The organism is Mycobacterium sp. 050272, from assembly GCF_039023525.1.
In the GTDB taxonomy this organism is placed as follows: Bacteria; Actinomycetota; Actinomycetes; order Mycobacteriales; family Mycobacteriaceae; genus Mycobacterium.
In genome coordinates, this window is the sequence record NZ_JBCHKV010000009.1 from 32,346 (window position 1) to 55,492 (window position 23,147).

At 66.0% G+C, this 23,147-nt stretch carries 24 protein-coding genes and 2 pseudogenes; 15 read left to right on the top strand and 11 right to left on the bottom strand.

Going from position 1 to position 23,147, the window contains the following annotated elements; all coding sequences use genetic code 11:
* Window position 1: 1 nt before the first annotated feature.
* On the top strand, window positions 2–1,207 hold the full coding sequence (locus AAHS21_RS18200; RefSeq protein ID WP_342928995.1) for an MCE family protein: 1,206 nt from the start codon (window positions 2–4) through the stop codon (window positions 1,205–1,207).
* Window positions 1,208–1,306: 99 nt separating this feature from the next.
* Window positions 1,307–2,536, top strand: a complete 1,230-nt coding sequence (locus AAHS21_RS18205; RefSeq protein ID WP_342929142.1) for a haloacid dehalogenase-like hydrolase — start codon at window positions 1,307–1,309, stop codon at window positions 2,534–2,536.
* 6 nt (window positions 2,537–2,542) lie between these two features.
* On the opposite strand, the gene purL is transcribed toward AAHS21_RS18205, so the two are convergent.
* Window positions 2,543–4,852, bottom strand: coding sequence for a phosphoribosylformylglycinamidine synthase subunit PurL (purL, locus tag AAHS21_RS18210; protein WP_342928996.1), 2,310 nt, complete (start codon window positions 4,850–4,852; stop codon window positions 2,543–2,545).
* A 17-nt stretch (window positions 4,853–4,869) separates the two neighbouring features.
* A complete protein-coding gene (locus AAHS21_RS18215) occupies window positions 4,870–5,658 on the bottom strand; it encodes a helix-turn-helix transcriptional regulator (protein ID WP_342928997.1) in 789 nt (262 codons plus the stop codon).
* 125 nt (window positions 5,659–5,783) lie between these two features.
* On the opposite strand from AAHS21_RS18215, the gene AAHS21_RS18220 reads away from it, so the two are divergent.
* Entirely contained in the window at window positions 5,784–6,182 is a 399-nt protein-coding gene (locus tag AAHS21_RS18220) for a nuclear transport factor 2 family protein (RefSeq protein WP_342928998.1), read from the top strand.
* Between the two features lie 120 nt (window positions 6,183–6,302).
* On the opposite strand, the gene AAHS21_RS18225 is transcribed toward AAHS21_RS18220, so the two are convergent.
* A complete protein-coding gene (locus tag AAHS21_RS18225; RefSeq protein ID WP_096290177.1) occupies window positions 6,303–6,650 on the bottom strand; it encodes a VOC family protein in 348 nt (115 codons plus the stop codon).
* A gap of 10 nt (window positions 6,651–6,660) precedes the next feature.
* Complete coding sequence (locus tag AAHS21_RS18230; protein WP_342928999.1) at window positions 6,661–7,929, bottom strand: M18 family aminopeptidase; 1,269 nt, start codon at window positions 7,927–7,929, stop codon at window positions 6,661–6,663.
* Window positions 7,930–7,939: 10 nt separating this feature from the next.
* Between AAHS21_RS18230 and AAHS21_RS18235 the strand changes: the two genes are divergently transcribed.
* Both AAHS21_RS18235 and AAHS21_RS18240 read left to right on the top strand, forming a co-directional pair.
* Window positions 7,940–9,001, top strand: coding sequence for a Dyp-type peroxidase (locus AAHS21_RS18235; protein WP_342929143.1), 1,062 nt, complete (start codon window positions 7,940–7,942; stop codon window positions 8,999–9,001).
* On the top strand, window positions 8,998–9,798 hold the full coding sequence (locus AAHS21_RS18240) for a family 1 encapsulin nanocompartment shell protein (protein ID WP_342929000.1): 801 nt from the start codon (window positions 8,998–9,000) through the stop codon (window positions 9,796–9,798). Before AAHS21_RS18235 ends, AAHS21_RS18240 begins: the two co-directional genes overlap by 4 nt.
* Window positions 9,799–9,851: 53 nt before the next feature.
* Here AAHS21_RS18240 and AAHS21_RS18245 read toward each other — a convergent pair whose 3' ends face one another.
* Window positions 9,852–11,555 (bottom strand): MOSC domain-containing protein, encoded by a 1,704-nt coding sequence (locus AAHS21_RS18245; protein WP_342929001.1) that lies wholly within the window; start codon window positions 11,553–11,555, stop codon window positions 9,852–9,854.
* Between the two features lie 27 nt (window positions 11,556–11,582).
* The gene (locus tag AAHS21_RS18250; protein WP_342929002.1) at window positions 11,583–12,299 is read right to left on the bottom strand and encodes an SDR family oxidoreductase; all 717 of its coding nucleotides are present in this window, start codon (window positions 12,297–12,299) and stop codon (window positions 11,583–11,585) included.
* A gap of 154 nt (window positions 12,300–12,453) precedes the next feature.
* Between AAHS21_RS18250 and AAHS21_RS18255 the strand changes: the two genes are divergently transcribed.
* The 7 genes and pseudogenes from AAHS21_RS18255 (at window position 12,454) to AAHS21_RS18285 (ending at window position 17,421) form a co-directional block, all read left to right on the top strand.
* A complete protein-coding gene (locus AAHS21_RS18255) occupies window positions 12,454–13,323 on the top strand; it encodes an alpha/beta hydrolase (RefSeq protein ID WP_342929003.1) in 870 nt (289 codons plus the stop codon).
* Window positions 13,324–13,401: 78 nt separating this feature from the next.
* On the top strand, window positions 13,402–14,103 hold the full coding sequence (locus AAHS21_RS18260) for a TetR/AcrR family transcriptional regulator (protein WP_342929004.1): 702 nt from the start codon (window positions 13,402–13,404) through the stop codon (window positions 14,101–14,103).
* Entirely contained in the window at window positions 14,100–14,756 is a 657-nt protein-coding gene (locus tag AAHS21_RS18265) for a TetR/AcrR family transcriptional regulator (RefSeq protein ID WP_342929005.1), read from the top strand. The genes AAHS21_RS18260 and AAHS21_RS18265 overlap by 4 nt, the downstream gene beginning before the upstream one ends.
* Window positions 14,757–14,897: 141 nt before the next feature.
* Window positions 14,898–15,947 carry a zinc-binding dehydrogenase gene (locus tag AAHS21_RS18270; RefSeq protein ID WP_342929006.1) on the top strand — a complete coding sequence of 350 codons (1,050 nt, stop codon included), beginning with the start codon at window positions 14,898–14,900 and terminating at the stop codon, window positions 15,945–15,947.
* Window positions 15,948–15,989: 42 nt separating this feature from the next.
* Window positions 15,990–16,679 carry a haloacid dehalogenase type II gene (locus AAHS21_RS18275; RefSeq protein WP_342929007.1) on the top strand — a complete coding sequence of 230 codons (690 nt, stop codon included), beginning with the start codon at window positions 15,990–15,992 and terminating at the stop codon, window positions 16,677–16,679.
* A gap of 42 nt (window positions 16,680–16,721) precedes the next feature.
* A pseudogene (locus tag AAHS21_RS18280) lies at window positions 16,722–16,939 on the top strand (pyridine nucleotide-disulfide oxidoreductase); the annotation flags it as partial.
* 14 nt (window positions 16,940–16,953) lie between these two features.
* Window positions 16,954–17,421 carry a cupin domain-containing protein gene (locus AAHS21_RS18285; RefSeq protein ID WP_342929008.1) on the top strand — a complete coding sequence of 156 codons (468 nt, stop codon included), beginning with the start codon at window positions 16,954–16,956 and terminating at the stop codon, window positions 17,419–17,421.
* Here the strand turns inward: AAHS21_RS18285 and AAHS21_RS18290 are convergent.
* A complete protein-coding gene (locus AAHS21_RS18290; protein ID WP_342929009.1) occupies window positions 17,415–17,813 on the bottom strand; it encodes a VOC family protein in 399 nt (132 codons plus the stop codon). The two genes, AAHS21_RS18285 and AAHS21_RS18290, sit on opposite strands and share 7 nt — an antisense overlap.
* Before the next feature lie 475 nt (window positions 17,814–18,288).
* Here AAHS21_RS18290 and AAHS21_RS18295 point away from each other — a divergent pair, with 475 nt between their 5' ends.
* Together AAHS21_RS18295 and AAHS21_RS18300 are read left to right on the top strand one after the other, a co-directional pair.
* Entirely contained in the window at window positions 18,289–18,753 is a 465-nt protein-coding gene (locus tag AAHS21_RS18295; RefSeq protein ID WP_342929010.1) for a hypothetical protein, read from the top strand.
* Between the two features lie 10 nt (window positions 18,754–18,763).
* Window positions 18,764–19,090, top strand: a pseudogene (locus AAHS21_RS18300) (WS/DGAT domain-containing protein); the annotation flags it as partial.
* Here AAHS21_RS18300 and purQ read toward each other — a convergent pair.
* From purQ to AAHS21_RS18315, 3 genes are all read right to left on the bottom strand, one after another.
* On the bottom strand, window positions 19,061–19,735 hold the full coding sequence (purQ, locus tag AAHS21_RS18305) for a phosphoribosylformylglycinamidine synthase subunit PurQ (RefSeq protein WP_342929011.1): 675 nt from the start codon (window positions 19,733–19,735) through the stop codon (window positions 19,061–19,063). The pseudogene AAHS21_RS18300 and the gene purQ overlap by 30 nt on opposite strands.
* Window positions 19,732–19,971: a phosphoribosylformylglycinamidine synthase subunit PurS gene (gene purS, locus AAHS21_RS18310; RefSeq protein ID WP_342929012.1), complete on the bottom strand. Its 240-nt coding sequence runs from the start codon at window positions 19,969–19,971 to the stop codon at window positions 19,732–19,734. Before purS ends, purQ begins: the two co-directional genes overlap by 4 nt.
* Window positions 19,972–20,035: 64 nt before the next feature.
* Window positions 20,036–20,713 carry an ATPase gene (locus AAHS21_RS18315; protein WP_342929013.1) on the bottom strand — a complete coding sequence of 226 codons (678 nt, stop codon included), beginning with the start codon at window positions 20,711–20,713 and terminating at the stop codon, window positions 20,036–20,038.
* Between the two features lie 32 nt (window positions 20,714–20,745).
* On the opposite strand from AAHS21_RS18315, the gene AAHS21_RS18320 reads away from it, so the two are divergent.
* The gene (locus AAHS21_RS18320) at window positions 20,746–21,384 is read left to right on the top strand and encodes an MBL fold metallo-hydrolase (protein ID WP_342929014.1); all 639 of its coding nucleotides are present in this window, start codon (window positions 20,746–20,748) and stop codon (window positions 21,382–21,384) included.
* A gap of 89 nt (window positions 21,385–21,473) precedes the next feature.
* Here AAHS21_RS18320 and AAHS21_RS18325 read toward each other — a convergent pair whose 3' ends face one another.
* Entirely contained in the window at window positions 21,474–23,141 is a 1,668-nt protein-coding gene (locus AAHS21_RS18325) for an FAD-binding dehydrogenase (protein WP_342929015.1), read from the bottom strand.
* Window positions 23,142–23,147: the final 6 nt, after the last annotated feature.

Below are 23,147 nucleotides of genomic sequence, written 5' to 3' on the forward strand. Positions count from 1 at the left end.
CATGGATCCGCGCCGCGGGCCACCGTATAAAACCGTCGGCCTCGTGACGATCGTGGTCATGGGGCTTATCGGGTTGGTCCTGTACTCGCAGTTTCGCGGAGACCTCACCCCGAAAACCACGTTGACGATGGTGGTCGCCCGCGCGGGCCTGGTGATGGCTCCTGGCTCCAAGGTCACTTACAACGGCGTCGAGATCGGCCGGGTGGCCGGTATTTCGGAGATCACCCGAGGCGGCAAGCCGGCCGCCAAGGTGGTGCTGGACGTGACTCCTAAGTACGTCAACATGATTCCGGCCAACGTGGTGGCCGAAGTGAAGGCGAGCACGGTGTTCGGCAACAAATACGTTGCGCTGAGCACACCGAAAAACCCCGCGCCACAATCGATTACACCTTCGATGGTAATCGACGCGACGACAGTCACGACCGAGTTCAACACCGTCTTCGAGACGCTGACCTCGATCACCCAGAAAATCGATCCCGTCAAGGTGAACCTGACGCTGTCCGCGACGGCACAGGCGCTGGCCGGGCTGGGCGAAAAATTCGGCACATCGTTGCTCAACGGCAACGCGATCCTCGACGACGTGAACCCTCGGATGCCGATGCTCCACTTCGACATTGCGCGGCTGGCGGCGCTGGGCGACACCTACGCCGACGCCGCGCCGGACTTGTGGAATGCGCTCGAGCATGCGATAACCACCGCGCGAACACTCGACCGCCAGCTTGGAGATCTGGATGCGGCGTTGCTGGCGGCGGCCGGCTTGGGCAACAGCGGCGCCGACGTGTTCGGCCGGGGTGGACCCTATCTGGCACGCGGTGCGGCCGATCTGGTTCCCAGCGCCCAGCTGCTGGACGAGTACAGCCCCGAGATCTTTTGCACCATACGCAATTTCAACCAGGTCGCACCCAAGATCCACGTCGCACTCGGCGACAACGGGTACGCGCTGGGCGCCCACTCGTCGGGCTCGATCGCGGGAGCGCCCAACCCGTACACCTACCCCGAGAACCTGCCGCGCACCAACGCCCGGGGCGGGCCCGGCGGGCGACCGGGATGCTGGCAGTCGATTACCCGCGAACTGTGGCCCGCTCCCTTGCTCGTCATGGACACCGGCGCCAGCGTGGCCCCGTACAACCACTTCGAGGTCGGTTCACCGGTTGCCGTGGAGTATGTGTGGGGCCGCCAACTGGGCGACTACACCATCAACCCCTGAAGAGAGGTCCGAACAGAGGCGATGACAATCGCACGCTTGGCTGCTCACCGGGCGGCGTCGCTCGCTCGTCGGCTCACGGTGGTGACGATCACCGCGGCAATGCTGTCGGTGTCGGGCTGCGGTGACTCCGGCGACCACCGCGAAGGCGACGCCAGCGATAACGGCTGCCGCACGCTGGCCGCCGATCCTGGTTGGTATGGCGACAACCGGGACCGGCTCGACGCGATGGTCAGCCACCTCGGCACCTGCGGCAAGCTGGAACCCGAGGCCGACAATCCTCCGCTTGCATTGTTCGACTGGGACGGCACCATGGTGAAAAACGATATCGGCGACGCGACCTTCTTCTGGATGGTGCGCAATTCCAAGGTGCGCCAGCCCGCCGACGGAAATTGGCGCACCACCAGCTCGTACCTCACCGCTGCCGCCGTGGCGGCGCTGGCCTCGGCGTGCGGCCCGTTGGCACCTGCAGGACAGCCGTTGCCGACGGGAACCAACCCCGGATGCGCTGACGAACTGGTTTCGGTATACCACGATCGCCAGATACGAACGGGGGCAGCGGCATTCGATGGATACAACCATCGGCGCATGGCTCCCGCCGCCGCCTGGGCGGTACAACTGCTCGCCGGTTGGACCGAGGCCGACGTCACCGGATTCGCCGAAGCGGCTCGCAAGGAGAACCTGGACGCACCCGAGGGCACCGAGCAGACGGTCGGCAGTGGCCGCCAGACCGGGTGGATTCGCTACTACGCTCAGATGCGGGATTTGGTTGCGACGCTGCAGGCCAACGGGTTTGACGTGCGGATCATCTCTGCCTCACCGGAGCCCGTGGTGCGGGTGTGGGCCGCCGACCTCGGAATCTCCGCCGACCGGGTGATGGGCACCCGCACCGAGCACGACGGCGACTTGATCACCGCGCGGTTGGCGTCCTGCGGTGGGGAGACCTCGATTCCGTTCAACGAGGGCAAACGCTGCCGGGTCAACGAGCAGGTGTTCGGCGTCGGGGGGCCGGCGGCGTTCGAGCAACTACCACCGGACCGGCGCCAGGTGTTCGGGGCCGGCGACTCCGACGGAGACGCCACGTTCACCGCGGACGCGACCGCGCTGCGCCTGGTGATCAATCGCAACCAGATCGAGTTGATGTGCCGGGCCTATGCCAATCTTGATGGGCGATGGCTGGTCAACCCGATGTTCACCACCCCGTTGGGCGTCAGCCCGCCCTACCCTTGTGCGACACAGGGTTTCGATGCACCCGACGGCGGCCAGGCGCCGTTGCTGCGGCCTGATGGCAGCCTCGTTCCCGACCAGCAGGACCGCGTGCACGCGGGATAGCGCGGGTCAGCCGAAGAATCGCGGCAGCACCGCTTCGGACGTCGTGCGCAGTTCGGCCAGTGACACCGTGAACAGGCCTTGAAATTCGACCGCGTCCGAGTCCTGGTCGACCACGCCGATGCGGACGGCGGGAAGTCCGCGCGCCTCGCACATGGAGCGAAACCGGCTCTCCTCGGTGCGCGGCACCGCCACCAGCATCCGTCCCGCCGACTCGGAGAACAACGTCACGAACGGATCGCTGCCCTCGGGAAGCACTATGCGGCAACCGGTTTCACCCGCCAGAGCCGACTCCACGATGGCCTGGGCCAGGCCGCCCTCGGACAGGTCATGGGCCGCGCTCACCAATCCGTCGCGCGCGGCGGCGGTGAGCACCTCGGCCAGCAGCTTCTCGCGGGCCAGGTCGACCGCGGGCGGCAAGCCGCCGAGATGGTCGCCGGTCACCTGGGCCCAGATCGACCCGTCGAACTCGTCGCGGGTGTCGCCGAGCAGCAGCAGGGATTCTCCCGGGTCGGTGCCCAGGTAGGTCGGAATGCGCCGATCGACATCGTCGATTACGCCCAGCACCCCCACCACCGGGGTGGGCAGGATCGCGACCGACCCGGTCTGGTTGTAGAAGCTGACGTTGCCGCCGGTCACTGGAATCCCCAGGGCCACACAGCCATCGGCGAGTCCTCGGACCGCCTGGGAGAACTGCCACATCACCCCCGGATCTTCGGGCGAGCCGAAGTTGAGGCAGTTGGTCACCGCGACCGGGACGGCCCCGGTGGCCGCGACATTGCGGTAGGCCTCGGCCAGCGCCAGCTGGGCTCCGGTGTAGGGGTCCAGCTTGGTGTAGCGCCCCGACGCGTCGGTCGACAGCGCGATGCCACGGCCGGTGGACTCGTCGATGCGCAGCACCCCACCGTCAGCGTGCTCGGCCAGCACGGTGTTGCCGCGCACATAGCGGTCGTACTGCTCGGTGATGAATGCCCGGCTGCACAGGTGCGGACTGCCCAGCAGCGCAAGCAAAGTCGCGCGCAGCTCCTCACCGGTGGTCGGCCGGTGCAGGCTGGCCGAGGTGTCGGCGTTCAGCGCGTCCTGCGATTCCGGGCGAGCCACCGGGCGTTCGTAGACCGGCCCTTGATGCGCAACGGTGCGCGGCGGCACGTCGACGACGGTCTCGCCGTGCCAGGTGATGCGCAACCGGTCGCCGTCGGTGACCTCACCGATGACCGTCGCCAGCACCTCCCACTTGCGGCACACCGCCAGGAAAGCCTCGACGTTCTCCGGAGCGACGACCGCGCACATCCGCTCCTGCGACTCGCTGGAGAGGATCTCGGCCGGCGTCATGTTGGTCGCCCGCAACGGCACGGTCTCCAGCTCGACCCGCATCCCGCCATCCCCTGCGGATGCGAGTTCTGAAGTCGCACAGGATAATCCGGCGCCGCCGAGGTCCTGGATGCCAATCACCAACCCGGCCGCGTACAACTCCAGGCAGCACTCGATGAGCACCTTCTCGGTGAACGGGTCACCAACCTGCACCGAGGGCAGCTTCTTGCGGCCGGGGCCGCCGCCCTCGTCGCCGCCGAAGGTCTCCGACGCCAGTACGGATACGCCGCCGATTCCGTCCAGGCCGGTGCGCGCGCCGAACAGGATGATCTTGTTGCCGGTTCCCGAGGCGAAAGCCAGGTGCAGGTCCTCCTTGCGCAGCACCCCGACGCACAACGCGTTCACCAACGGGTTGCCCGCATACGACGCGTCGAAGACGGTCTCGCCGCCGATGTTGGGCAGGCCGAGCGAGTTGCCGTAGCCGCCGATACCGCGGACCACGCCGTCGAGCACCCGGCGGGTGTCGGGCGCGTCGGCGGCACCGAACCGCAGCTGGTCCATCACGGCGACGGGCCGGGCGCCCATGGCCATGATGTCGCGCACAATGCCGCCCACACCGGTGGCCGCACCCTGATAGGGCTCCACGTAGGACGGGTGGTTGTGCGACTCGACCTTGAACGTGACGGCCCAACCGTCGCCGATGTCGACGACGCCCGCGTTCTCGCCGATGCCGGCCAGCATGCCCGCGCGCATCTGCTCGGTGGTGGTCTCACCGAAGTAGCGCAGATGGACCTTGGACGACTTGTACGAGCAGTGCTCGCTCCACATCACCGAGTACATCGCGAGCTCGGTGTCGGTGGGCCGACGGCCCAAAATCTCGCGAATCCGCTGGTACTCGTCGTCTTTAAGACCCAATTCGCCGAAGGGCTGCGGCTGGTCGGGGGTGGCGGCCGCATGTTCGACGGTGTCGGCAACGTGAGTACGGGCGCCCGCTCCGGAGACAGTCACGCACACAGTCTAAAGAGCTAGTCGCCGCGCAGCAGGCGGGCGCTTTGGGCGTCGGCCGGATAGAACAATTCGATGGCCAGTTCGGCGAGCGTCACGTCGAGCGGAGTGCCGAACGTCGTCAGCGTGGTGAACATCGACAGCCGTTGACCGGCGCCGGCATCGAGCACGAACGGCACGAGCAGCGACGTGGCGTCCGATGGCGTGCCCCATGGGTTTGCGGCCGTCGCGACGCCGGGGTATCCGCGTACTTCGTCGCGCAGCGCCCGCAACGCCGGGTCGCCCGTCAGCGCGATCGTCCGCTGCAGCTGGTGCAGCAGGTAGCCGGCCCATTCTCCGAAATTCAGCGTCCGGCCGGCCAGCCCGTCGGGATGCAGGCACAGCCGGTAGACGTTGATCGGCGGGCCGAGCAGCTCCTCGGGCAGGCCGGCGGTTAGCGCGGACGCGGCGGCGTTGGTCCCCACGATGTTCCAGCACCGATCGATGACCACACCGGGGTAAGGGTCGTGCGCATCGAGGAGCCGCTGGATGGCGGCGCGGGCCGGGGACAGGGCGGCGTCCTCGAGTGGGCGCGACCGGTAGCGCGGGGCGAACCCTGCGGCCAGCAGCAGCGCGTTGCGCTCCCGCAAGGGAATGTCGAGGCCCTCGGCCAGCGTCAGCACCATCTCCGGGCTCGGACGCGAGCGCCCGGTCTCGATGAAGCTCAGATGTCGCGCCGACACACCCACACTCGACGACAGGTCAAGCTGGCTGACCCGCCGGCGCGTGCGCCATTCGCGCAAGAGGACACCGACCGGCGCGTTACTCACGCACTCACGGTAGCCACGATGGGTACCCGAGGCGATGACCTCGGAGGTAATTGTGCTGCCGCTGGACGCGCGGACACGCTTGATTGCAACGCGCTCGTTCGGAGCGTCGACCCCTGGAGGAAATCATGACCGACATCGCCTCGGCTGCGCCCACGTTCAGCGCCGAGATGTTCGCGCAGTTTTGGGCCGCTCCCGACTTGTCGCGTGGCTTGGACATATTGGCCGACGACATCGTCGGCTACTGGCCGGGCGACGCCGATCCGGTCCGCGGGATTGCGGCTTACACGGCTAAGATCGCCGAAATACTGGATGCCGCACCGGATTTGCAGCTCCAAGTCGTCGACAGCGCGACGGTCCCCGGGTCCGCCGCGGGTGAACAGCTGGTGTTCTTGCACTACACCGGCCGGGGCACCGGGCCGGACGGCCCGTTCCAGATCCGCGGCCTCGACCGGGTGCGCACTCGCGATGGCCTGGTCGTGGAGAACGTGATCCGTTACGACCCGCTGTTTCTGGGCCGGGGCTGAACTCAGCCCGCGATCGCGGCGATCGCCGACCGGCACGCTGCTCTTCCGGGCGTTGAGGTGGCCGACCGCGGGCACCGGATTCGACGGGCTCGTCGACGCGCTGTTCGACGGCGTATCGAGCTACTGACGGGTCACGCAGAACACGTTGCCCTCGGGGTCGGCCAGTACTACCCAGCGAAAATCATCTCCGAAGCTGTGCCGACCCACCTCGGTGGCTCCCGCGGCCGTCAGCCGCGACACCTCTTCGTCCACGTCCGCAGCACCGAAATCCAAGTGCACGCGGTTTTTGCCAGGAGTGGGATCTGGCACCTTCTGAAACCCGAGCTGCAGCCCCTCAGACAAGGTCACCACCGTGAATTCGTCGGCGAGCAAGTCGTGCGTCGTGCCGCCGAATTGGTCCGCCCACCAACCGGCCAACGTCGCCGGATCGCTGCAGTCGATGGTGATCATTTCCACGTGGAGTGCCATACGCGAAACCCTATGTCGCCGGCGAGAGAAATGCTTGCAGCGCAGCGGAATACGCGGCCACATCGTGCGCACCCATCAGCTCGCGTGCGGAGTGCATCGCGAGCTGAGGCGCACCGACGTCGACGGTGGGGATGCCGGTTTGCGCCGATGCCAGCGGCCCGATCGTCGAACCGCACGGCAGGTCGGCGCGATGCTCGTAACGCTGCAGCGCCACCCCGGCCTGCTCACACGCCAGCGCGAATGCCGCCGCCGTTCGTCCGTCGGTGGCGTACCGCAGATTGGGATGCACCTTGAGTACCGGTCCGCCGTTGATGGCGATCGGGTGGCCGGGCTCATGACGCTCCGGGTAGTTCGGGTGAGTGGCATGCGCCATGTCGGCCGAGGCCAGCAGCGATACCGGCAGCCGCCGCAGGAAGTCTTCCCGGCTGCCGCCGGCCGCCAGCACGATGCGTTCCAGAATCGTGCTCAGCAGGTTGGACTGAGCACCGTGGTCCGACGACGACCCGACCTCTTCGTGGTCGAACAGCACCAACACCGCCACGTTGCCCTGCGGTTGCGCACCCAGCAACGCCTCCAGGCCCGCATAACAACTGGCCTGGTTGTCCAGCCGGGGTGCGCTGAGCAGACTCGCGTCGGCGCCGAGCACCGTGGACGGTGTCAGGTCGTGCGTCATCAGGTCGGCGGCCAGCACATCGGCCTGCGCGACCCCGGCACGCTCGGCCACGTAGTCCACGAAACCACGTGCGTGGTCGTCTGGTGCATTCGAGCCCCAGACCGCGTTGACGTGGCGCTGCGGGTCCAGGGTCACCGACTTGCGGTCCTCGGCCAGATGGATGGCCAGTTGCGGCACGCGCAGGATCGGGTCGTCGATCCGGACGAGTCGATGGTCGAGCGCCGAGCCGTCCCGCACCGACAATCGGCCGCTGATCCCCAGATCGCGGTCCAGCCACGAGTTGAGCCACGCGCCGCCGTAAGGCTCCAGCGCCACTACCTGCCAGCCTGCGACGACGCGGTCGGGATGTTGCTTGACCCGCAGGTTCGGGCTGTCGGTGTGCGCGCCGACGATCCGGAACGCGCCGTCGGGACCAGGTGTGTGCCAGGCGACCAGTGACCCGGCGCGGACGACGAAGAAGCGCCCCGGATCTGCGGGCCAGGGGTCGGCTTCGCGCAGCTCGGTGTAGCCGGCGGCGAGCAGCCGGTTCGCGGCCGTCACGCAGGCATGGAACGGGGAAGGAGAGGCGTCGATGAATTCGCAGAGGCCTGCGGCGCTGGCCGACATGTTCAACATCATGGCTGTTCGTTGCCGCGCAGTTCACGCTAGGGTCGGCAGAGTGCCGACGGTTCAGCCCCAGCCCATCCTCGCTCCGTTGACGCCTGCCGCGATTTTTCTGGTAGTCACCATCGACGACGGCGGCGAAGCGACCGTCCACGACGCGCTGCCCGACATCTCGGGGCTGGTGCGCGCCATCGGCTTTCGCGACCCGACCAAACGCCTGTCGGTGATCACCTCGATAGGCTCGGCAGCCTGGGACAGGTTGTTCGGCGGGTCACGGCCCGCCGAACTCCATCCGTTCATCGAGCTGAACGGACCGCGACACGCCGCGCCTGCCACCGCCGGCGACCTGTTGTTCCACATTCGGGCCGAGACGATGGACGTGTGTTTCGAACTGGCCGGCCGCATCCTCAAGTCGATGACGGGCGCGGTCACCGTCGTCGACGAAGTGCACGGTTTCAAATTCTTCGACAACCGCGACCTGCTGGGCTTTGTCGACGGCACCGAAAATCCCGACGGCGCAATCGCTGTCAGCGCGAGCACCATCGGCGATGAGGACCCCGACTTCGCCGGCTCCTGCTATGTCCACGTGCAGAAGTACCTACACGACATGACGGCATGGGAATTGCTGTCGGTGACCGAGCAGGAACGGGTAATCGGCCGGACCAAACTGGAGGACGTCGAACTCGACGACGAGGTGAAGCCGGCCAACTCGCATGTCGCGCTCAACGTCATCGAAGACGACGACGGCAACGAGCTGAAGATCATCCGGCACAACATGCCATTCGGCGAACTTGGCGCCGGCGAGTTCGGCACCTACTACATCGGGTATTCGCGCACACCGGAAGTCACCGAACGGATGCTGCGCAATATGTTCATCGGCGACCCGCCCGGCAACACCGACCGCATCCTGGACTTCTCTACCGCTGTCACCGGCGGGTTGTTCTTCTCCCCGACCGTCGACTTCCTCGACGATCCACCACCCCTTCCCGCGCCACTCGAGACCGAGCGACCGGAACCACCGACGGCGAACGACGGCGTACTGTCGATCGGCAGCCTGAAAGGAACCACTCAATGAAGAACAACCTGTACCGCGAACTAGCGCCGATCACCGACGTCGCTTGGGCCGAAATCGAATTGGAAGCGACGCGGACGTTCAAACGGCACATCGCGGGACGCCGGGTGGTCGACGTGAGCGAGCCCGGCGGTCCCGTCACCGCCGCGGTGAGCACCGGACGCCTGGACGACGTGCAGGCACCCACCGAAGGTGTGATCGCACATCTGCGGGCCAGCAAACCGCTTGTCCGCCTGCGGGTTCCATTCACCCTCTCGCGCGACGAGATCGACGATGTCGAGCGCGGCTCGCAGGACTCCGACTGGGATCCGGTCAAAGCCGCCGCCAAGAAGCTGGCCTTCGTCGAGGACCGCGCCATCTTCGAGGGCTACCCCGCCGCGTCGATCGACGGGATCCGCAGCTGCAGCTCGAATCCCGCACTGGTGCTGCCCGACGACCCGCGCGCGATTCCCGACATCATCACGCAGGCGCTGTCGGAGCTGCGGCTGGCCGGCGTCGACGGCCCGTATTCGGTTCTGCTGTCTGCCGACGTCTACACCAAGGTCAGCGAGACCACCGAGCACGGCTATCCGATCCTCGAGCACATCAACCGACTGGTCAACGGCGACATCATCTGGGCGCCCGCCATCGACGGCGCGTTCGTGCTGACCACCCGCGGCGGCGACTTCGACCTGCAGCTGGGTACCGACGTCTCGATCGGCTATACCAGTCACGACGCCGACTCCGTGCAGCTGTACCTGCAGGAGACCCTGACGTTCCTGTGCTACACCGCTGAGGCATCGGTCGCGCTGGGCACGTAGGACGTCGCGTTTCACCACAACAGCTTTCGCCGGCTCGGCGAGGCGCCAAGCCCTCAGAGATCGAGCACCAGGTCGCTGTCCGGGGCCGCCGAGCAGACCAGCACCGTTGCAGGTGGCGGCGGCTCCAGCGGCGCTAGGACGTATTTTGTGGTGCCGGTCACCACCCCCGTCTCGCACATATGGCAGACACCGCTTCGGCAGGAGAAGCGAGTCGGCACGTCGCACGCCTCGGCGAAATCGAGGATGGTGCCGTAGCCGGCAGACCAGTTGGCGGTAAGTCCGCTGCGGGCGAAGGTAATTGACGGTCCGGTTCCCGGCGGCCCGGCCGGCGGGTGTGGGGGCGTGCGTGCGGCTCCGCCGACGACACCGGGATTGATCGGCGGCAGTGCACCGAACAGCTCACTGTGGATATGCGTCGTGTCAAGACCCGCGGCCGCCAGCGCCTCGCGCATGTCGGCCATGAATTGGGCAGGGCCGCAGAGATACGCCGCGGCGTCGCCCGGCAGTCCCAGCGCCGCGATGGCCGGCTGATCCAAACGCCCCCGCGTCTCGGTGTAGAACACCTGCTGGCGAGCATGCGGCAACGACTCGATCAGGCTCGTGACTTCGGTTGCAAAAGCTTGAGTTTCGCGATTGCGGCTGGTGTGCAGCCACCAGATGTCACGGGCACTGTGGGCCGCCGCGAGTGCGTGCAGCATCGCCAAGACCGGGGTGATGCCGATTCCCGCCGACATCAAGACCACCGGCCGGTCGTCGTCGATGAGGTAGAAATCGCCGCGCGGCGCCGCCGCTTCGATGACCAATCCGGGTTCGATGTGCGCATGCAACCATCCGCTGGCCACGCCACGCTCTTCACGTTTGACGCTGATGCGGTAATGATCGCCCGCGGCGGGATCGCCCGAGAGTGAATAGCTGCGCAGCGGTACGGGATCGCCGGCCCCGGGAATGCGCACCGTGAGGTATTGCCCCGGCAGCGCCGGGGGCAGCGAGGCACCGTCGTCGGCCGCAAGGCGGATCGACAGCACCGACGGACTCTCCCGGCGTATCGCGGTGACCCGCAACGGCCGAAACCCGTTCCACCCGGGCTCGACTCCGACGGCAGGACTCGCCTGCGTTTGCGAGATGAGCATGTCGTTGAAGGATTGCTGCCACCCGGGACTCAGTGCCCCGACGTCGACGATCTTGCGCAGCGTTTCGCCATCTTTGTTCGGCAGATACAGCAGTGCGTCCACGTCGGCGACGCTGAGCTCGTGTCGGCCGCGGCGGGTTCGCACGATGTCGTCGCCGGCCTGGACGTGACCCTCGGTGATTACGCGGCAGTAGAACCCTGGACGATGTTGGGCAACAAGGAGATTGGGCATCTCCGATTCGTCGAGCCGCAGCCCAACTCTGAAGCAGGTGACCCGTGGCTGGGTAACTTCAAATTCGGCGTCGCCGATGCGGTAGCGGTCGCCGATGCAGACGTCGTAGTCGGATAGCCCGGTGATGGTGAAGTTTTCGCCGAACTGGCCCGGAACCAGATCGTCACGCTTGAGGTAGTCCTTCCAAAAGTCGTACGACTCGATCTGGTAGACCATGACCGCGCGTTGCTCACCGCCATGACCACCGAGATCACCCTGTCCGTCGCCGTCGATGTTGAGGCGTCGCACCATGACCGGGCCCTGGACCGGCGTCTTCCAGATCCCGGTGTAGACGGTCTTGTCGCGCCACTGCACGTTTTTGGGCATGCCCACGTTCACCGACACGAGGCTGCCCACGGTTGTCTCCTTTGGCTTTAGAAGAGCCTAGATCAGTGGTTCGCCGCCGTCGACTTTCAACGTCATACCGGTCATGAAAGCGTTGTTCATCGCGAACAGCACCGCATTGGCGATATCGTCCGGTGTGCCGATCCGCCCTACCGGGTTGGCCGCCGCGACGTGTGCGAAGTAATCCTGCTTCCCCTGGTCGCCAAGGGCGTCCCATGCACCCGTATCGATGACACCGGGCGAAATCGCGTTGACCCTTGTCGGTGCGAGCTCGACGGCCAGCCAGCGGGTAAGGAAATCAACGGCGCCATTGGTGATACCCACGCCCAGGTAGCCGGCGTTGAGTTTGAAGGCGTGCACCCCCGAGAACAACACCAAGGAACCACCCGGATTGATAAGGGGTGCAAAGTATTTGGCGAGCATTGTGGGTCCCAGGACTTTGGTGTCGAAGGACAGCTGAAGGTTGCGACGTTGCAGCGAGGACAGCTCGCCGCGAGCGCGCGCCGAAGCCGTCGACACCACATGATCGACGGCGCCCACCCGACCGGCAAGGGCGGCAATCGACTCGTCGTCGGTGAGATCGACGACTTCAGTACTGATCTCGCTGTCACGGTACACGTCGACGAGTTTGCCTCTGTCGCGGCCGGCCGCGATGACGCGTGCGCCTTCCGACCGCGCCAGCAAAGCCACCGCATGCGCGATCCCGCTGCCGCGTCCCACCACCACGACGGTCTTGTCCCGCAACGTGTCACCCACAGCGCTCCTCAGTGTGGTCAGATTGGGATGTACGACCCAGAATATTTCGGAGCGCCCCTGTCGTCAACTTCTGCGGAACTATTGCGAGGCGGTAGTTTTGGTGCATACTGGGATATGCATCCCAAAATATGGAAGGTGCGGCAGGAGGAATCCCATGCCGGCTGTTCATCATCGTTACGCAACCGTCGAGGGCCATCGGCTGTTCTACCGTGAGGCCGGGGACGTGGGTAAGCCGGCGTTGCTTCTCTTGCACGGGTTTCCGACCAGCTCCCACATGTTTCGGCACCTGGTTCCGGCGCTGGCCGACCGCTACCGCGTGATCGCCACCGACCACCTGGGCTTTGGATTCTCCGACGCCCCAGCCGTCACCGAGTTCGACTACACCTTCGAGGCGCTGACCGACCTGACGGCGGGCCTGCTACGCAACCTCGGGCTCGATCGGTACGCAATTTACCTGCAGGACTACGGCGCCCCGATCGGATGGCGATTGGCGCTGCGTCAGCCGTCCGCCGTGACGGCGATCATCAGCCAGAACGGCAACGGCTACGACGCCGGGTTCGTGGAGAGTTTCTGGAAGACCGTGTGGGCCTACCAGGCCAACCCGACCGCGGAGACCGAGGCCCCGATACGCCAATTTCTCACTTTGGACGCGACCCGCTGGCAATACGTCACGGGCGTGCCCGACGAGACCCTCGTAGACCCCGAGTGCTGGCATCACGACTTCGCGCTGCTATCGCGGCCCGGCAACGACCTGGTGCAGCTAAAGCTGTTCCGCGACTATGCCACCAACGCTGCGATGTATCCCCGGGTGCACGAGTACTTTCGCACCACCGGGGTTCCGCTGCTCGCCGTGTGGGGCCGCGGCGATGAGATCTTCGGGCCCGCCGGCGCCGAAGCGTTCGCCGACGACCTGCCCGACGCGCAGATTCATCTGCTCGACGGCGGGCATTTCCTGCTGGAGTCCGCCCTCGACGAAGTCACCGGGCTGATCCGCACCTTCCTCGAGGCTCGCGTGCCCGCCTAACCGGGGTTCGCGGGCGGCGCGGTTAGCAATGGGCTGCATATCCCATAATCAGCGGCGTTCGCGAGTTAGCCTGACGCGATGGCCCATCCCGATGTTCAGCACGAACAACGGTTGACCGCCAAGGGGCGTGCCACCCGCGACAGGATTGTGCAGGCCGCGGCCCAGCTCATCGTCACCGAAGGCCTTTCGGCCGCCAACATGGAGAATGTGCGTAAGGCCGCGTCGGTCAGCGGCTCTCAGCTCGCCCACTACTTCGCCGACAAGGGCGAATTGATTCGCGCGGTGATCAGACGTCAGATCGGCGTCGTTCTGGACTTCCATCGCCAAGCCACACTCGGCGGCCTGGACTCGTTCGACGACTTCGAGCGATGGATCGATCTCAACATGCGTTACCTGCGTCGTATCGGAACCTCCGGTGGCACACCGACCTACCATGCGCTGACCGCCCAGCTCGCCAAGTCCGACGACCAGACCCGCGCCACCTTGGCCGCGGGTTACTGGCAGTGGGTGGATCTGCTCGAGCACGCCATCCAACGGATGAAGGACACCGGGGTCCTGATCGCCGGCGCCGATCCACGGGAACTGGCACTCGCCATTGTCTGCGCCCACCAGGGCGGCGGCACGTTGGCCTTCACTTATCGGGCGGCGTGGCCGCATGCCGATGCCACCCGGTTCGCGGTCAACTACCTGCGAATGTTTGCCGCCGATGCCGGCGAACGCATGCCCCGGCCCCCGCGACGTCCCCGCGGGCGGCACGGGAGGCCAAGGGCGACAACGTGACTGAGGGGAAGTCGCCGTTCACCCGCAAGGGACAGGCAACGCGGGCGCGCATTGTCGAGGCCGCCGCCCGGCTGATGTTCCAGCGTGGCGTGGCCAACACCAGCATCGACGAGGTACGTGGCGCCGCCGGGGTGGGCGGGTCGCAGATGTCGCACTACTTCCGCGACAAACGCGACCTGACCCGTGAGGTCATCGCCGCGCGCCGCAACGACGTCATCGAGTTTCATACCCAACCCCGACTCGCGGGCCTCGACAGCATCGCGGCGCTGCAGGCCTGGGCCGACGCCTGCGTCGACAACGTCGACACCGTGTATCGGCTGGGCGGATGCGTCTACGGGTCACTGGCCGGCGAACTGATCGAGGCCGACGACGAAGTTCGCGACGACCTTGCGCACGGCTACGACCAATGGCTCGAACTGTTCCGCACCGGCATCGACGCGATGCGCCGCCGCGGCGAACTGCGCCCCGACGCCGACCCGCGGCATCTGGCCGTCGCGCTGGTCGTCGCGCATCAAGGCGGCGCCATGGTCACGCACGCCACCGGTGAGGCCGAACCACTGCGGGTGGCCGTCAATGCCGCCGTCGACTATGTACGTTCCTTCGAGGTCGACGTGCGACGCCGAAAGCGCTTGTCGCGCAAGCGAAAATCCTGAGCGCCGCATCCCCACCCATCCATCGCTTGGCGCGGGGTGGACAATTCTGGGCCGAGCGGCCCATAATAGTGGGTCATACGGCCCATTATTAGCACACGTCGATGTCCAAAGTCTGACTGAGGATTTGCGAAGAGGCAGGTCATGACCACCACCAGCCATGCGACCGCGCTGCCGACCGCTCCGGCAGTGGTACGCGAGCAGCCCGGCGGGGACACGATGCGGGCGATCATCCTGACCGGGTTCGGGGGTTTAGAACGCCTGGTCCATACGGAGATCCCCAAACCACTGCCCAAGGCGGGCGAAGTAGTGATCGAAGTCAAGGCCTTCGGTGTCAACCACGCCGAAATACACATGCGCCGCGGCGAGTGGGCCGAAGCGGCCGAAGTCAGCGGCATCGAATGCGTCGGCATCGTCGACTCGTGCCCGGGTGCCGAGTTCCCGGTCGGCGCCAAGGTCGCCGCACTGATGGGTGGCCTGGGCCGGACTGTCAACGGAAGCTATGCGGAGTACACCCGGGTACGCGCGGCGAACGTCACCCTATTGGAATCCGACCTGCCGTGGTCGCAACTAGCGGCCTTGCCCGAAACGTATGCGACGTCCTGGACTTGCCTGTTTCGCAATCTCAACCTGACAGCCGGACAGACACTGGTGATCCGGGGCGCGACGTCGGCGCTGGGCCAGGCCGCCTTGAAGATGGCAGTTATCGCCGGAGCCAACATCATCGCCACCGCCCGCAGCCAGAAGCGCTTCCCCATGCTGGAGCAACTCGGCGCCGCTCGCGTCGAATTGGAACGGCCCGACCTGGCCGCTCACATCGCCGAGGCCAAGCACATCGACGCGGTGCTGGACCTGGTCGGCAACAGCACCATCCTCGATTCCCTGGACATGCTGCGCGTAGGCGGCACCGCCTGTCTGGCAGGATGGCTGGGCGGACTCGCGCCCATTGGTGACTTCAACCCGTTGGCACGCATGGCCAGCGGTGTGAACTTCTCCTTCTTCGCCAGTCCCGTCTTTGGAAATCCGGGCTTCGAGGTGTCGAACATACCGCTGAGCGAGATCGCCCAAGAGATCGCCGACGGCAAGCTCGACGCGAAGCCGGCGCGAGTCTTCTCATTCAACGAGATTCGCGAGGCGCACCGGGTGGCGGAGTCGGGAGAGGCCGGCGGAAAGGTCGTCGTGGTGCTGGATTAGCCGCGAACTGGACACCGATCAGGAGTTGGGAAAACATTAGGTATGCCGACGACACCCTCTGTCCTGATTTTCGACGTGAATGAAACATTGATCGATATCGGTTCTATCGCACCGCTTTTCGGCGAGCTGTTCGGCGAGCAGCGGGTGCTTCGTGAGTGGTTCGGCCAGCTCGTCACGTACTCGATGACGGCCACGATGGCCGATCGCTATGTTGACTTCTTCACCCTCGGTCGCGGTGTACTGCACATGCTGGCCGACGCGTACGGGGTGCAGGTCACCGACGCCGACGCGGGTCGCCTGCAAGAGCAGATGCGCACCATGCCGGCGCACCCCGACGCCGCAGAATCGCTGGCTAAGCTGCGCGACAACGGTTTTCGATTGGCGACGCTGACGAACTCACCACACCGGGCCGGTGTCGCGACGCCGCTGGACAATGCCGGGCTTGCATCCCTTTTCGATCGACAGCTCAGCGTGGAATCGTGTCGCGCCTTCAAGCCGTCGCCCGTGGTCTACCGGCACGCCTGCGAGGCACTCGGTGTGGCGCCCGCGGATTGCATGATGGTGGCCGCCCACGTATGGGATCTACTCGGCGCGCAGAATGTGGGGTTGAGCTCCGCGCTCGTCACCCGTCCGGGCAATGCCCCGCTGCGGGCCGAGGGACTGCCGCAGCCGACGATGGTGGTCGACGACCTGCACCAACTGGCCGGCCGACTCATCGCCGGGCCGAGCTGAGTCCCCGCTATGTACCCATCCGGCGCCCCCATTACCCGCCGTGGCCGAGCGCGTATGGTGGTCGAGGAGGATCAGCGTATTTGCTCGGGGTGACTTTGGTCGGTCCGGGTGCCACCGAAATGTTGCACTCTGCCACCATCGCCGTCGCGGGCCAGGTTCCTATCGCTCGGCTCTGGCACGCGGTGCCATGCTTTCCGACGATCAGCGAACCGTGGCTGAGACTCCTTGAGGCTTATCGGGATTCGGATAACCGAGAGTAGCGACAGGAGCGCAGATGGCCACTGCTGACGGATTTCACCCGGACTTCGACGCCACCAGGCAGCAGGTGCCGCAGGGCCGGGTGCACCACATCAAGGCGTCGGACATCAGTTCCGACACCGCGCAATCGGACGGACTGCGGCGCTTCGCGGCGCTGTCTGGTAAGTCGGTCGGCGCCGAGAAGCTGTGGATGGGCGAGACGCACGCGCTACCCGGGACCGTCTCTTCCAACCATCATCACGGCGAGTCCGAGACCGCCATATATGTGCGAAGCGGCCACCCGGAGTTCGTCTTTCACGACGGCGTTGACGAGGTACGCATCACGGCCGCGCCTGGCGACTACGTCTTCATCCCGCCGTATCTGCCGCACCGTGAAGAGAATCCCGACCCGAGCACGATCGCCGAGGTCGTGATCGCGCGCAGCAGCCAGGAGGCGATCGTGGTCAATCTGCCCGCGCTCTACCCGCTCGAAAGCGATCAGTAGACCGCGATTTCGACGAGATTCCCGTCGATGTCCCGGCAATAGTGTGAGGTCATCGGCCCCAGCGCACCGGTCTTGGTGACTGGTCCCGCGGTAATCTCGACACCGCATGCCTGCAGGTGCGCACGCACCTCGCCGGGGCTGGAATCGGTGATGAAGCACAGGTCTTCGGAGCCCGCCGCTTCGACTGCCCCGGTCACCCAGTCCGGATCGTCGGCGAGCGCGCCGATGGGCCGCAAGTTGATCTTCTGATTTCCAAAGCTCAGCGCGGTACGGCCGGACGGCCCGAAAGTCTCACGGGTCATGCCGAGCACTCGCTCGTACCACGCCGCCGTCGCCTCGATATCGTTGCAGTTGACCACAATATGGTCCAGCCGTTGCACCGCGAACCCCATCTTCGACCCCTCCTAGCTCGAACTGAGAACGAGACTACAGATCGCGCCCGACCCTGAATCGAACGGCCGAATCCGGCTTTCCCAGCGCTAACTCGACCCGTTACCCGCGGAGTGGATCGCATGACCACCAGTCCATTGACCCCTCGCCCTTGACCGGGCGCAACGGCTAATGCTGAGCAGATCCTCAGCACGCCTTGCTGGGGTTCAGGAGCAATCATGGCAACCGCGCAACCGGCCTTCGATCCGCTCTCAAAGGAGTTCCTCAATGACCCTTATCCGGCCTGTGGACGGATGCGCGAAGGTCGAACGTTCCGGTGCGCGTGCTGCCCTGAACGCTTCAGTCGTATTCCGTTGCAGGGCAGTTCACTTCGCGTGACTGATTCGTGACAAACTCAGCAAATTCTCACCAGTTTCTTTGCCGACACATCGCTGGACTCAAAGGATCCGTAAAGCCGCAGGCCTCACCATTAATCTCATGACGACTGAGGCGTTGTCCGCCGACCTGATCGAACGCTACCTGTGCACCCGCGGCAGCCGATATTTCCGCGGCCAGCACGACGGTGAATTCTTCTACGTCGCAAACACCCGTCCGCGACGGCTGCACGTCCACCTCGGTATCTCTCGTTGGCACCGCGACGAGTTCACGATCCAGGTCACGCCCGGCTGCTTCTTCCCCGCCGCCGACGGCGACGAGCTGGCAGAGCTTGCCGACTCGTGGAACCGGCGCAGCCGCGACGTCGTGGTGACCGTCCACGGATCCTCTGACCCACAGCGGGTCGGCGTCCTCGCGCGCAGCTCCCGCAAGGTTCGGGAGCCCGTCGACTTCGACGACTTCGCGACCTACATCGACCACACCATCGCCGCCGCGATCGAGTTCTTCGCCGATGTGGACTCGGTCGCCGAGTGCCCCTCGCAGCCGTTGGTGTTAGACGCCGGCTGAGCCGTCCGGCCGGTGGCTCGGCCGCCACGACGTGCCGAACAACCTGATGAACGTGGCGGTCTCGAGCGTGGTGGGGCCGCGTGAGCGGGGCCATTTCGGTGGCGCCGCTGTCACGGAGATCTACTCCACCGGGGTGCTCTCGCCGGGCGCACCGGTCAATATCACCGTGTGGAGTTACGCCGACGGGCTCGGGATCGCGGTACTCACCGACGACAAGACGTTCAAAGACCCGCATGAAGCAACTGAAGCCATGGCGCAGGCCTTCATCGAATTACGCAGTGCCGCAGGGTTTCCCACGCAGAATATGTCAAGCGGCGAGCACGGCGTCCAGCGCTGAATAGAACAAGCCCAGCCCGTCGTCAGACGGTCCGGTCAGTGCTTCGATGGCATGTTCGGGGTGTGGCATCAGCCCGACCACGCGGCCGTTGGCCGAGCTGATGCCGGCAATGCCACGCATCGAGCCGTTGATGTTGTCGTGGTACCGAAACACCACCCGTCCCTCGCCCTCGAGCTCGTCGAGCACGTTCTCCGGCGCCACGTAGCGGCCCTCGCCCGATTTCAGCGGGACCAGCAGATCGGCGCCGGGCTCGAAGCGCGACGTCCACGCCGTCGAGTTGGATGCCACCCGAAGCCACACGTCGCGGCAGATGAAATGCAGACCCGCGTTGCGGGTCAATACCCCGGGCAGCAGCCGGGTCTCACACAGCACCTGAAAACCATTGCAGATCCCCAATACCGGCATGCCGCGACCCGCCGCGTAGACCACTTCCGACATCACGGGGGCGAAGCGGGCAATCGCGCCGGCCCGCAGATAGTCGCCGTAGGAGAACCCACCCGGCACCACGACTGCATCGACCGCCTTGAGGTCGGCGTCGGCGTGCCACAGGCTCACCGGCTGGGCGCCGACGCGGCGCACCGCACGAGCGGCGTCCACGTCGTCCAGCGTGCCGGGAAAGGTGATGACGCCGATCCGCGCCGTCACAGGTCTTCCCGGCTGATCGTCCAGTCCTCGATCACGGTGTTGGCCAACAGCGATTCTGCGATCTCGGCGAGCGCGGAATCGTCGACGGTATCGTCGACCTCGAGCTCAAACCTCTTGCCCTGACGGACATCTGAGATCCCGTGATGTCCGAGTCGGCCCAGCGCACCGACAATCGCCTGACCCTGCGGGTCGAGAATCTCCGCTTTGGGCATCACATGAACGATCACCCGCGCCACCGGCGTTCCTCCTGACGAGTCGCTGTCGGCGCCAACTCTACCGGCGGCCGTTGCCGGACGCGGCTCACGGGCACGACGCGATATACGCCTCGCACAGCGGGGCCGTCATGGAGTCCAGTACCTGGTTGTCCGCCATCGAAGGCCACGGCGGCTGCGGCGGGGCGGTAGACCATAGCGTCAGCTCGCTGATCGTGCTGCTCGCGACGTGTGCGACCAGGTAGGTATGCATCACCACGGGCCCGCTGATCACCGCGGCCATCCGATTGGGTTCGTCGGTCGTGATCGACGGCGACTGCAGCGGCGCGCCCAGCTGGCAGCCGCGCAGCACCGCGACGGCATTGCCGAACACCGAGGAGGCGATCGCGCCGCCACGGGCGGTATCACCGCGCCAGTGCACGATCTGAGCCTTGAGCTGCCACTGGCCGCCCGGATGGTCCACGCTCGCGCGGGCCGCCACCGCCGAGGCTCGGGGGTCCTGGGCCACCGGTTGCGCGGCGCACAGCTCCTCGAACCTGAACCGCGGCCCGTTGCCCGCCCCGGTCACCTGCATCGCCAGGCCCGCCAGCGCGGGCCAGTTGTAGGTGGAGTTCAGCGGCACGGCGCGCTGCTGTATCCACGCGGTGGCCGGGATCTGGTCACAGGTGGGCGGACAGGCCTCCGGTTCGGCCGAGGCCGGGACCACGAAGATGAGGGCGGCCACCAGGCCGCCGGCAACCAGTATCGTCGCGAAAACTACCCGCACACGACCACCCCCGTCAGGGCACAATCGTAGGCATGCAACTGACGCATTTCGGGCATTCCTGCCTACTTGCCGAGTTCGATCACACTACCGTGCTCTTTGACCCCGGAACCTTCGCGCATGGCTTCGAGGGCATCACCGGCCTGGACGCCATCCTGATCACACACCAGCATCCGGATCATGTCGACCCGGCGCGACTGCCGGCGCTGATCGAGGCCAACCCCGGTGCGGCGCTTTACACCGACTCACAAACCGCGGCGCAGCTCGACGCGCCCTTCCAGGTGGTGCACGCCGGCGACGAGCTGACGGTCGGTGAACTGAGGATTCGGGCGCTCGGCGGAAAGCATGCGGTGATTCACCCGGAAATCCCTGTGATCGAGAACCTTTCGTATTTGGTCGACGACGGCGACCATCGCGCGCGGTTGATGCATCCCGGTGACGCCTTGTTCGTGCCCGACGAGCCGGTCGACGTATTGGCCGCACCGGCGGCCGCGCCGTGGATGAAGATCTCCGAGGCCATCGACTACCTGCGCGCGGTGTCCCCGACGCGGGCGGTGCCCATCCACCAGGGCATCGTCGCCCCCGAGGCACGGGGCATCTACTACGGCCGGTTCACCGAGATGACCGACACCGACTTCCAGGTGCTGCCGGAGGAAAGCGCGGTCACCTTCTGACGTCCGCGGCTTCGAGCGTCACGCCAAGCGCGACGTTCGCGGTTCACCGTCACTCTGGCGTGACATTCGGCAGGTGACGCTCGCGCTCGCTAGGTGATGTCGTCGGCGGCACCGCGACCGGCGGCGCGGCCGCTGAAGATGCAGCCGCCCAGGAAGGTGCCTTCCAGGGCGCGGTAACCGTGCACGCCGCCGCCGCCGAACCCGGCCACCTCTCCCGCCGCATACAGTCCGGTCAACGGGGTGCCGCCGTCGGTGAGGACTCGCCCCCCCAGGTCGGTCTCGATGCCGCCCAACGTCTTTCGCGTCAGGATGTGCAATTTGACCGCGATCATCGGCCCGGCTTTCGGATCGGTCAACCGGTGCGGTGCCACCACTCGGCCCAACCGGTCACCCAGATACCCGCGAGCGGCGCGGATCGCGGTGATCTGGCCGTCTTTGGTGAATTTGTTGGCGACCTCACGGTCGCGGGCGGTCACCTCCGCCTCCACCGTGGCATAGTCCAACGGGGCCACGTCGGGCAGCTTGTTCATGCCGGTTACCAACTCGCCCAACGTATCCGCGCTGACGAAGTCCACACCTCGATCGATGAACGCCTGGACCGGTCCGGGCGGCCCGGAGCTGGCCCGGTTGCGCACCAGCTCGCGCACACTCTGCCCGGTCAGATCCGGGTTCTGCTCCTGCCCGGAAAGGGCGAATTCCTTCTCAATGATCTTGGCGTTCAGGATAAACCAGGTGTAGTCGTACCCGGATTTGGTGATGTATTCCAGCGTGCCCAGCGTATCGAACCCGGGATACAGCGGAACCGGCAACCGGTTGCCGGCCGCGTCCAGCCACAGCGACGAGGGCCCCGGGATGATCCGGATGCCGTGCAGCGGCCAGATCGGGTCGTAGTTCGTGATGCCCTCGGTGTAGTGCCACATCCGGTCGGGGTTGATCACGCGGGCCCCAGCCTGCTGGGAAATGCCGATCATCCTGCCGTCCACGTGGGCCGGCACGCCGCTTAGCATCTGCTCGGGCACACGACCCATTCGCTTTGGCCAATTCTTGCGCACCAGATGGTGGTTGCCGCCGATCCCACCGCTGGTGACGATCACCGCGGATGCACGAAACTCGAATTGCCCCAGAGCTTTTCGCGATGACGACACGCCGCGCGGTTGGGTCGACGGTTCGAGCACGGTACCCCGGACACCGGTCACCGCGCCGGCCTCGACGATCAGTTCGTCGACTTGGTGCCGGTGCGCGAAGCGGACCGTGGAGCGATCGCGCAGTTGCCGCGCGAAGATGTCGACCAGGGCTGGGCCGGTGCCCCAGGTGATGTGGAACCTGGGCACCGAGTTGCCGTGTCCCTGCGCGTTGTAGCCACCACGTTCGGCCCAGCCGACCAACGGAAACAGTTTGAGGCCCCGTTCGCGCAGCCAACTGCGCTTCTCCCCGGCCGCGAAATCCACGTAGGCATGTGCCCATTGCCGTGGCCAGTAGTCCTCTTCGCGATCGAAAGCCGCTGTGCCCAACCAGTCCTGTAACGCGAGCTCGTGACTGTCCCGGATGCCCAGCCGGCGCTGCTCTGGGCTGTCGACGAAGAACAGACCACCGAACGACCAGAAGGCCTGACCGCCGAGGTTGGCGCTGTTCTCCTGATCAAGGACCAGCACCCGCAGCCCGCGGTCCACCAACTCGCAGGCGGCCACCAATCCGGAGAGGCCGGCCCCGACAACAATCGCGTCAGCGACGAAGCCGGCCGCCGAAGAATCGCCCATGTCGGA

Bases quoted from the DNA above. Each gene is read 5' to 3' on its own strand.
- AAHS21_RS18290 (WP_342929009.1), bottom strand. From the start codon at position 17,813: ATGGGGTTCGCGGTGCAACGGCTGGACCATATTGTGGTCAACTGCAAC.
- AAHS21_RS18225 (WP_096290177.1), bottom strand. From the start codon at position 6,650: ATGGCACTCCACGTGGAAATGATCACCATCGACTGCAGCGATCCGGCG.
- AAHS21_RS18325 (WP_342929015.1), bottom strand. From the start codon at position 23,141: ATGGGCGATTCTTCGGCGGCCGGCTTCGTCGCTGACGCGATTGTTGTC.
- AAHS21_RS18235 (WP_342929143.1), top strand. From the start codon at position 7,940: ATGGCTGTTCGTTGCCGCGCAGTTCACGCTAGGGTCGGCAGAGTGCCG.
- AAHS21_RS18295 (WP_342929010.1), top strand. From the start codon at position 18,289: ATGACGACTGAGGCGTTGTCCGCCGACCTGATCGAACGCTACCTGTGC.
- AAHS21_RS18285 (WP_342929008.1), top strand. From the start codon at position 16,954: ATGGCCACTGCTGACGGATTTCACCCGGACTTCGACGCCACCAGGCAG.
- AAHS21_RS18260 (WP_342929004.1), top strand. From the start codon at position 13,402: ATGGCCCATCCCGATGTTCAGCACGAACAACGGTTGACCGCCAAGGGG.
- AAHS21_RS18320 (WP_342929014.1), top strand. From the start codon at position 20,746: ATGCAACTGACGCATTTCGGGCATTCCTGCCTACTTGCCGAGTTCGAT.
- AAHS21_RS18220 (WP_342928998.1), top strand. From the start codon at position 5,784: ATGACCGACATCGCCTCGGCTGCGCCCACGTTCAGCGCCGAGATGTTC.
- AAHS21_RS18205 (WP_342929142.1), top strand. From the start codon at position 1,307: ATGCTGTCGGTGTCGGGCTGCGGTGACTCCGGCGACCACCGCGAAGGC.
- AAHS21_RS18240 (WP_342929000.1), top strand. From the start codon at position 8,998: ATGAAGAACAACCTGTACCGCGAACTAGCGCCGATCACCGACGTCGCT.
- AAHS21_RS18200 (WP_342928995.1), top strand. From the start codon at position 2: ATGGATCCGCGCCGCGGGCCACCGTATAAAACCGTCGGCCTCGTGACG.
- AAHS21_RS18275 (WP_342929007.1), top strand. From the start codon at position 15,990: ATGCCGACGACACCCTCTGTCCTGATTTTCGACGTGAATGAAACATTG.
- AAHS21_RS18255 (WP_342929003.1), top strand. From the start codon at position 12,454: ATGCCGGCTGTTCATCATCGTTACGCAACCGTCGAGGGCCATCGGCTG.
- AAHS21_RS18270 (WP_342929006.1), top strand. From the start codon at position 14,898: ATGACCACCACCAGCCATGCGACCGCGCTGCCGACCGCTCCGGCAGTG.
- AAHS21_RS18230 (WP_342928999.1), bottom strand. From the start codon at position 7,929: ATGTCGGCCAGCGCCGCAGGCCTCTGCGAATTCATCGACGCCTCTCCT.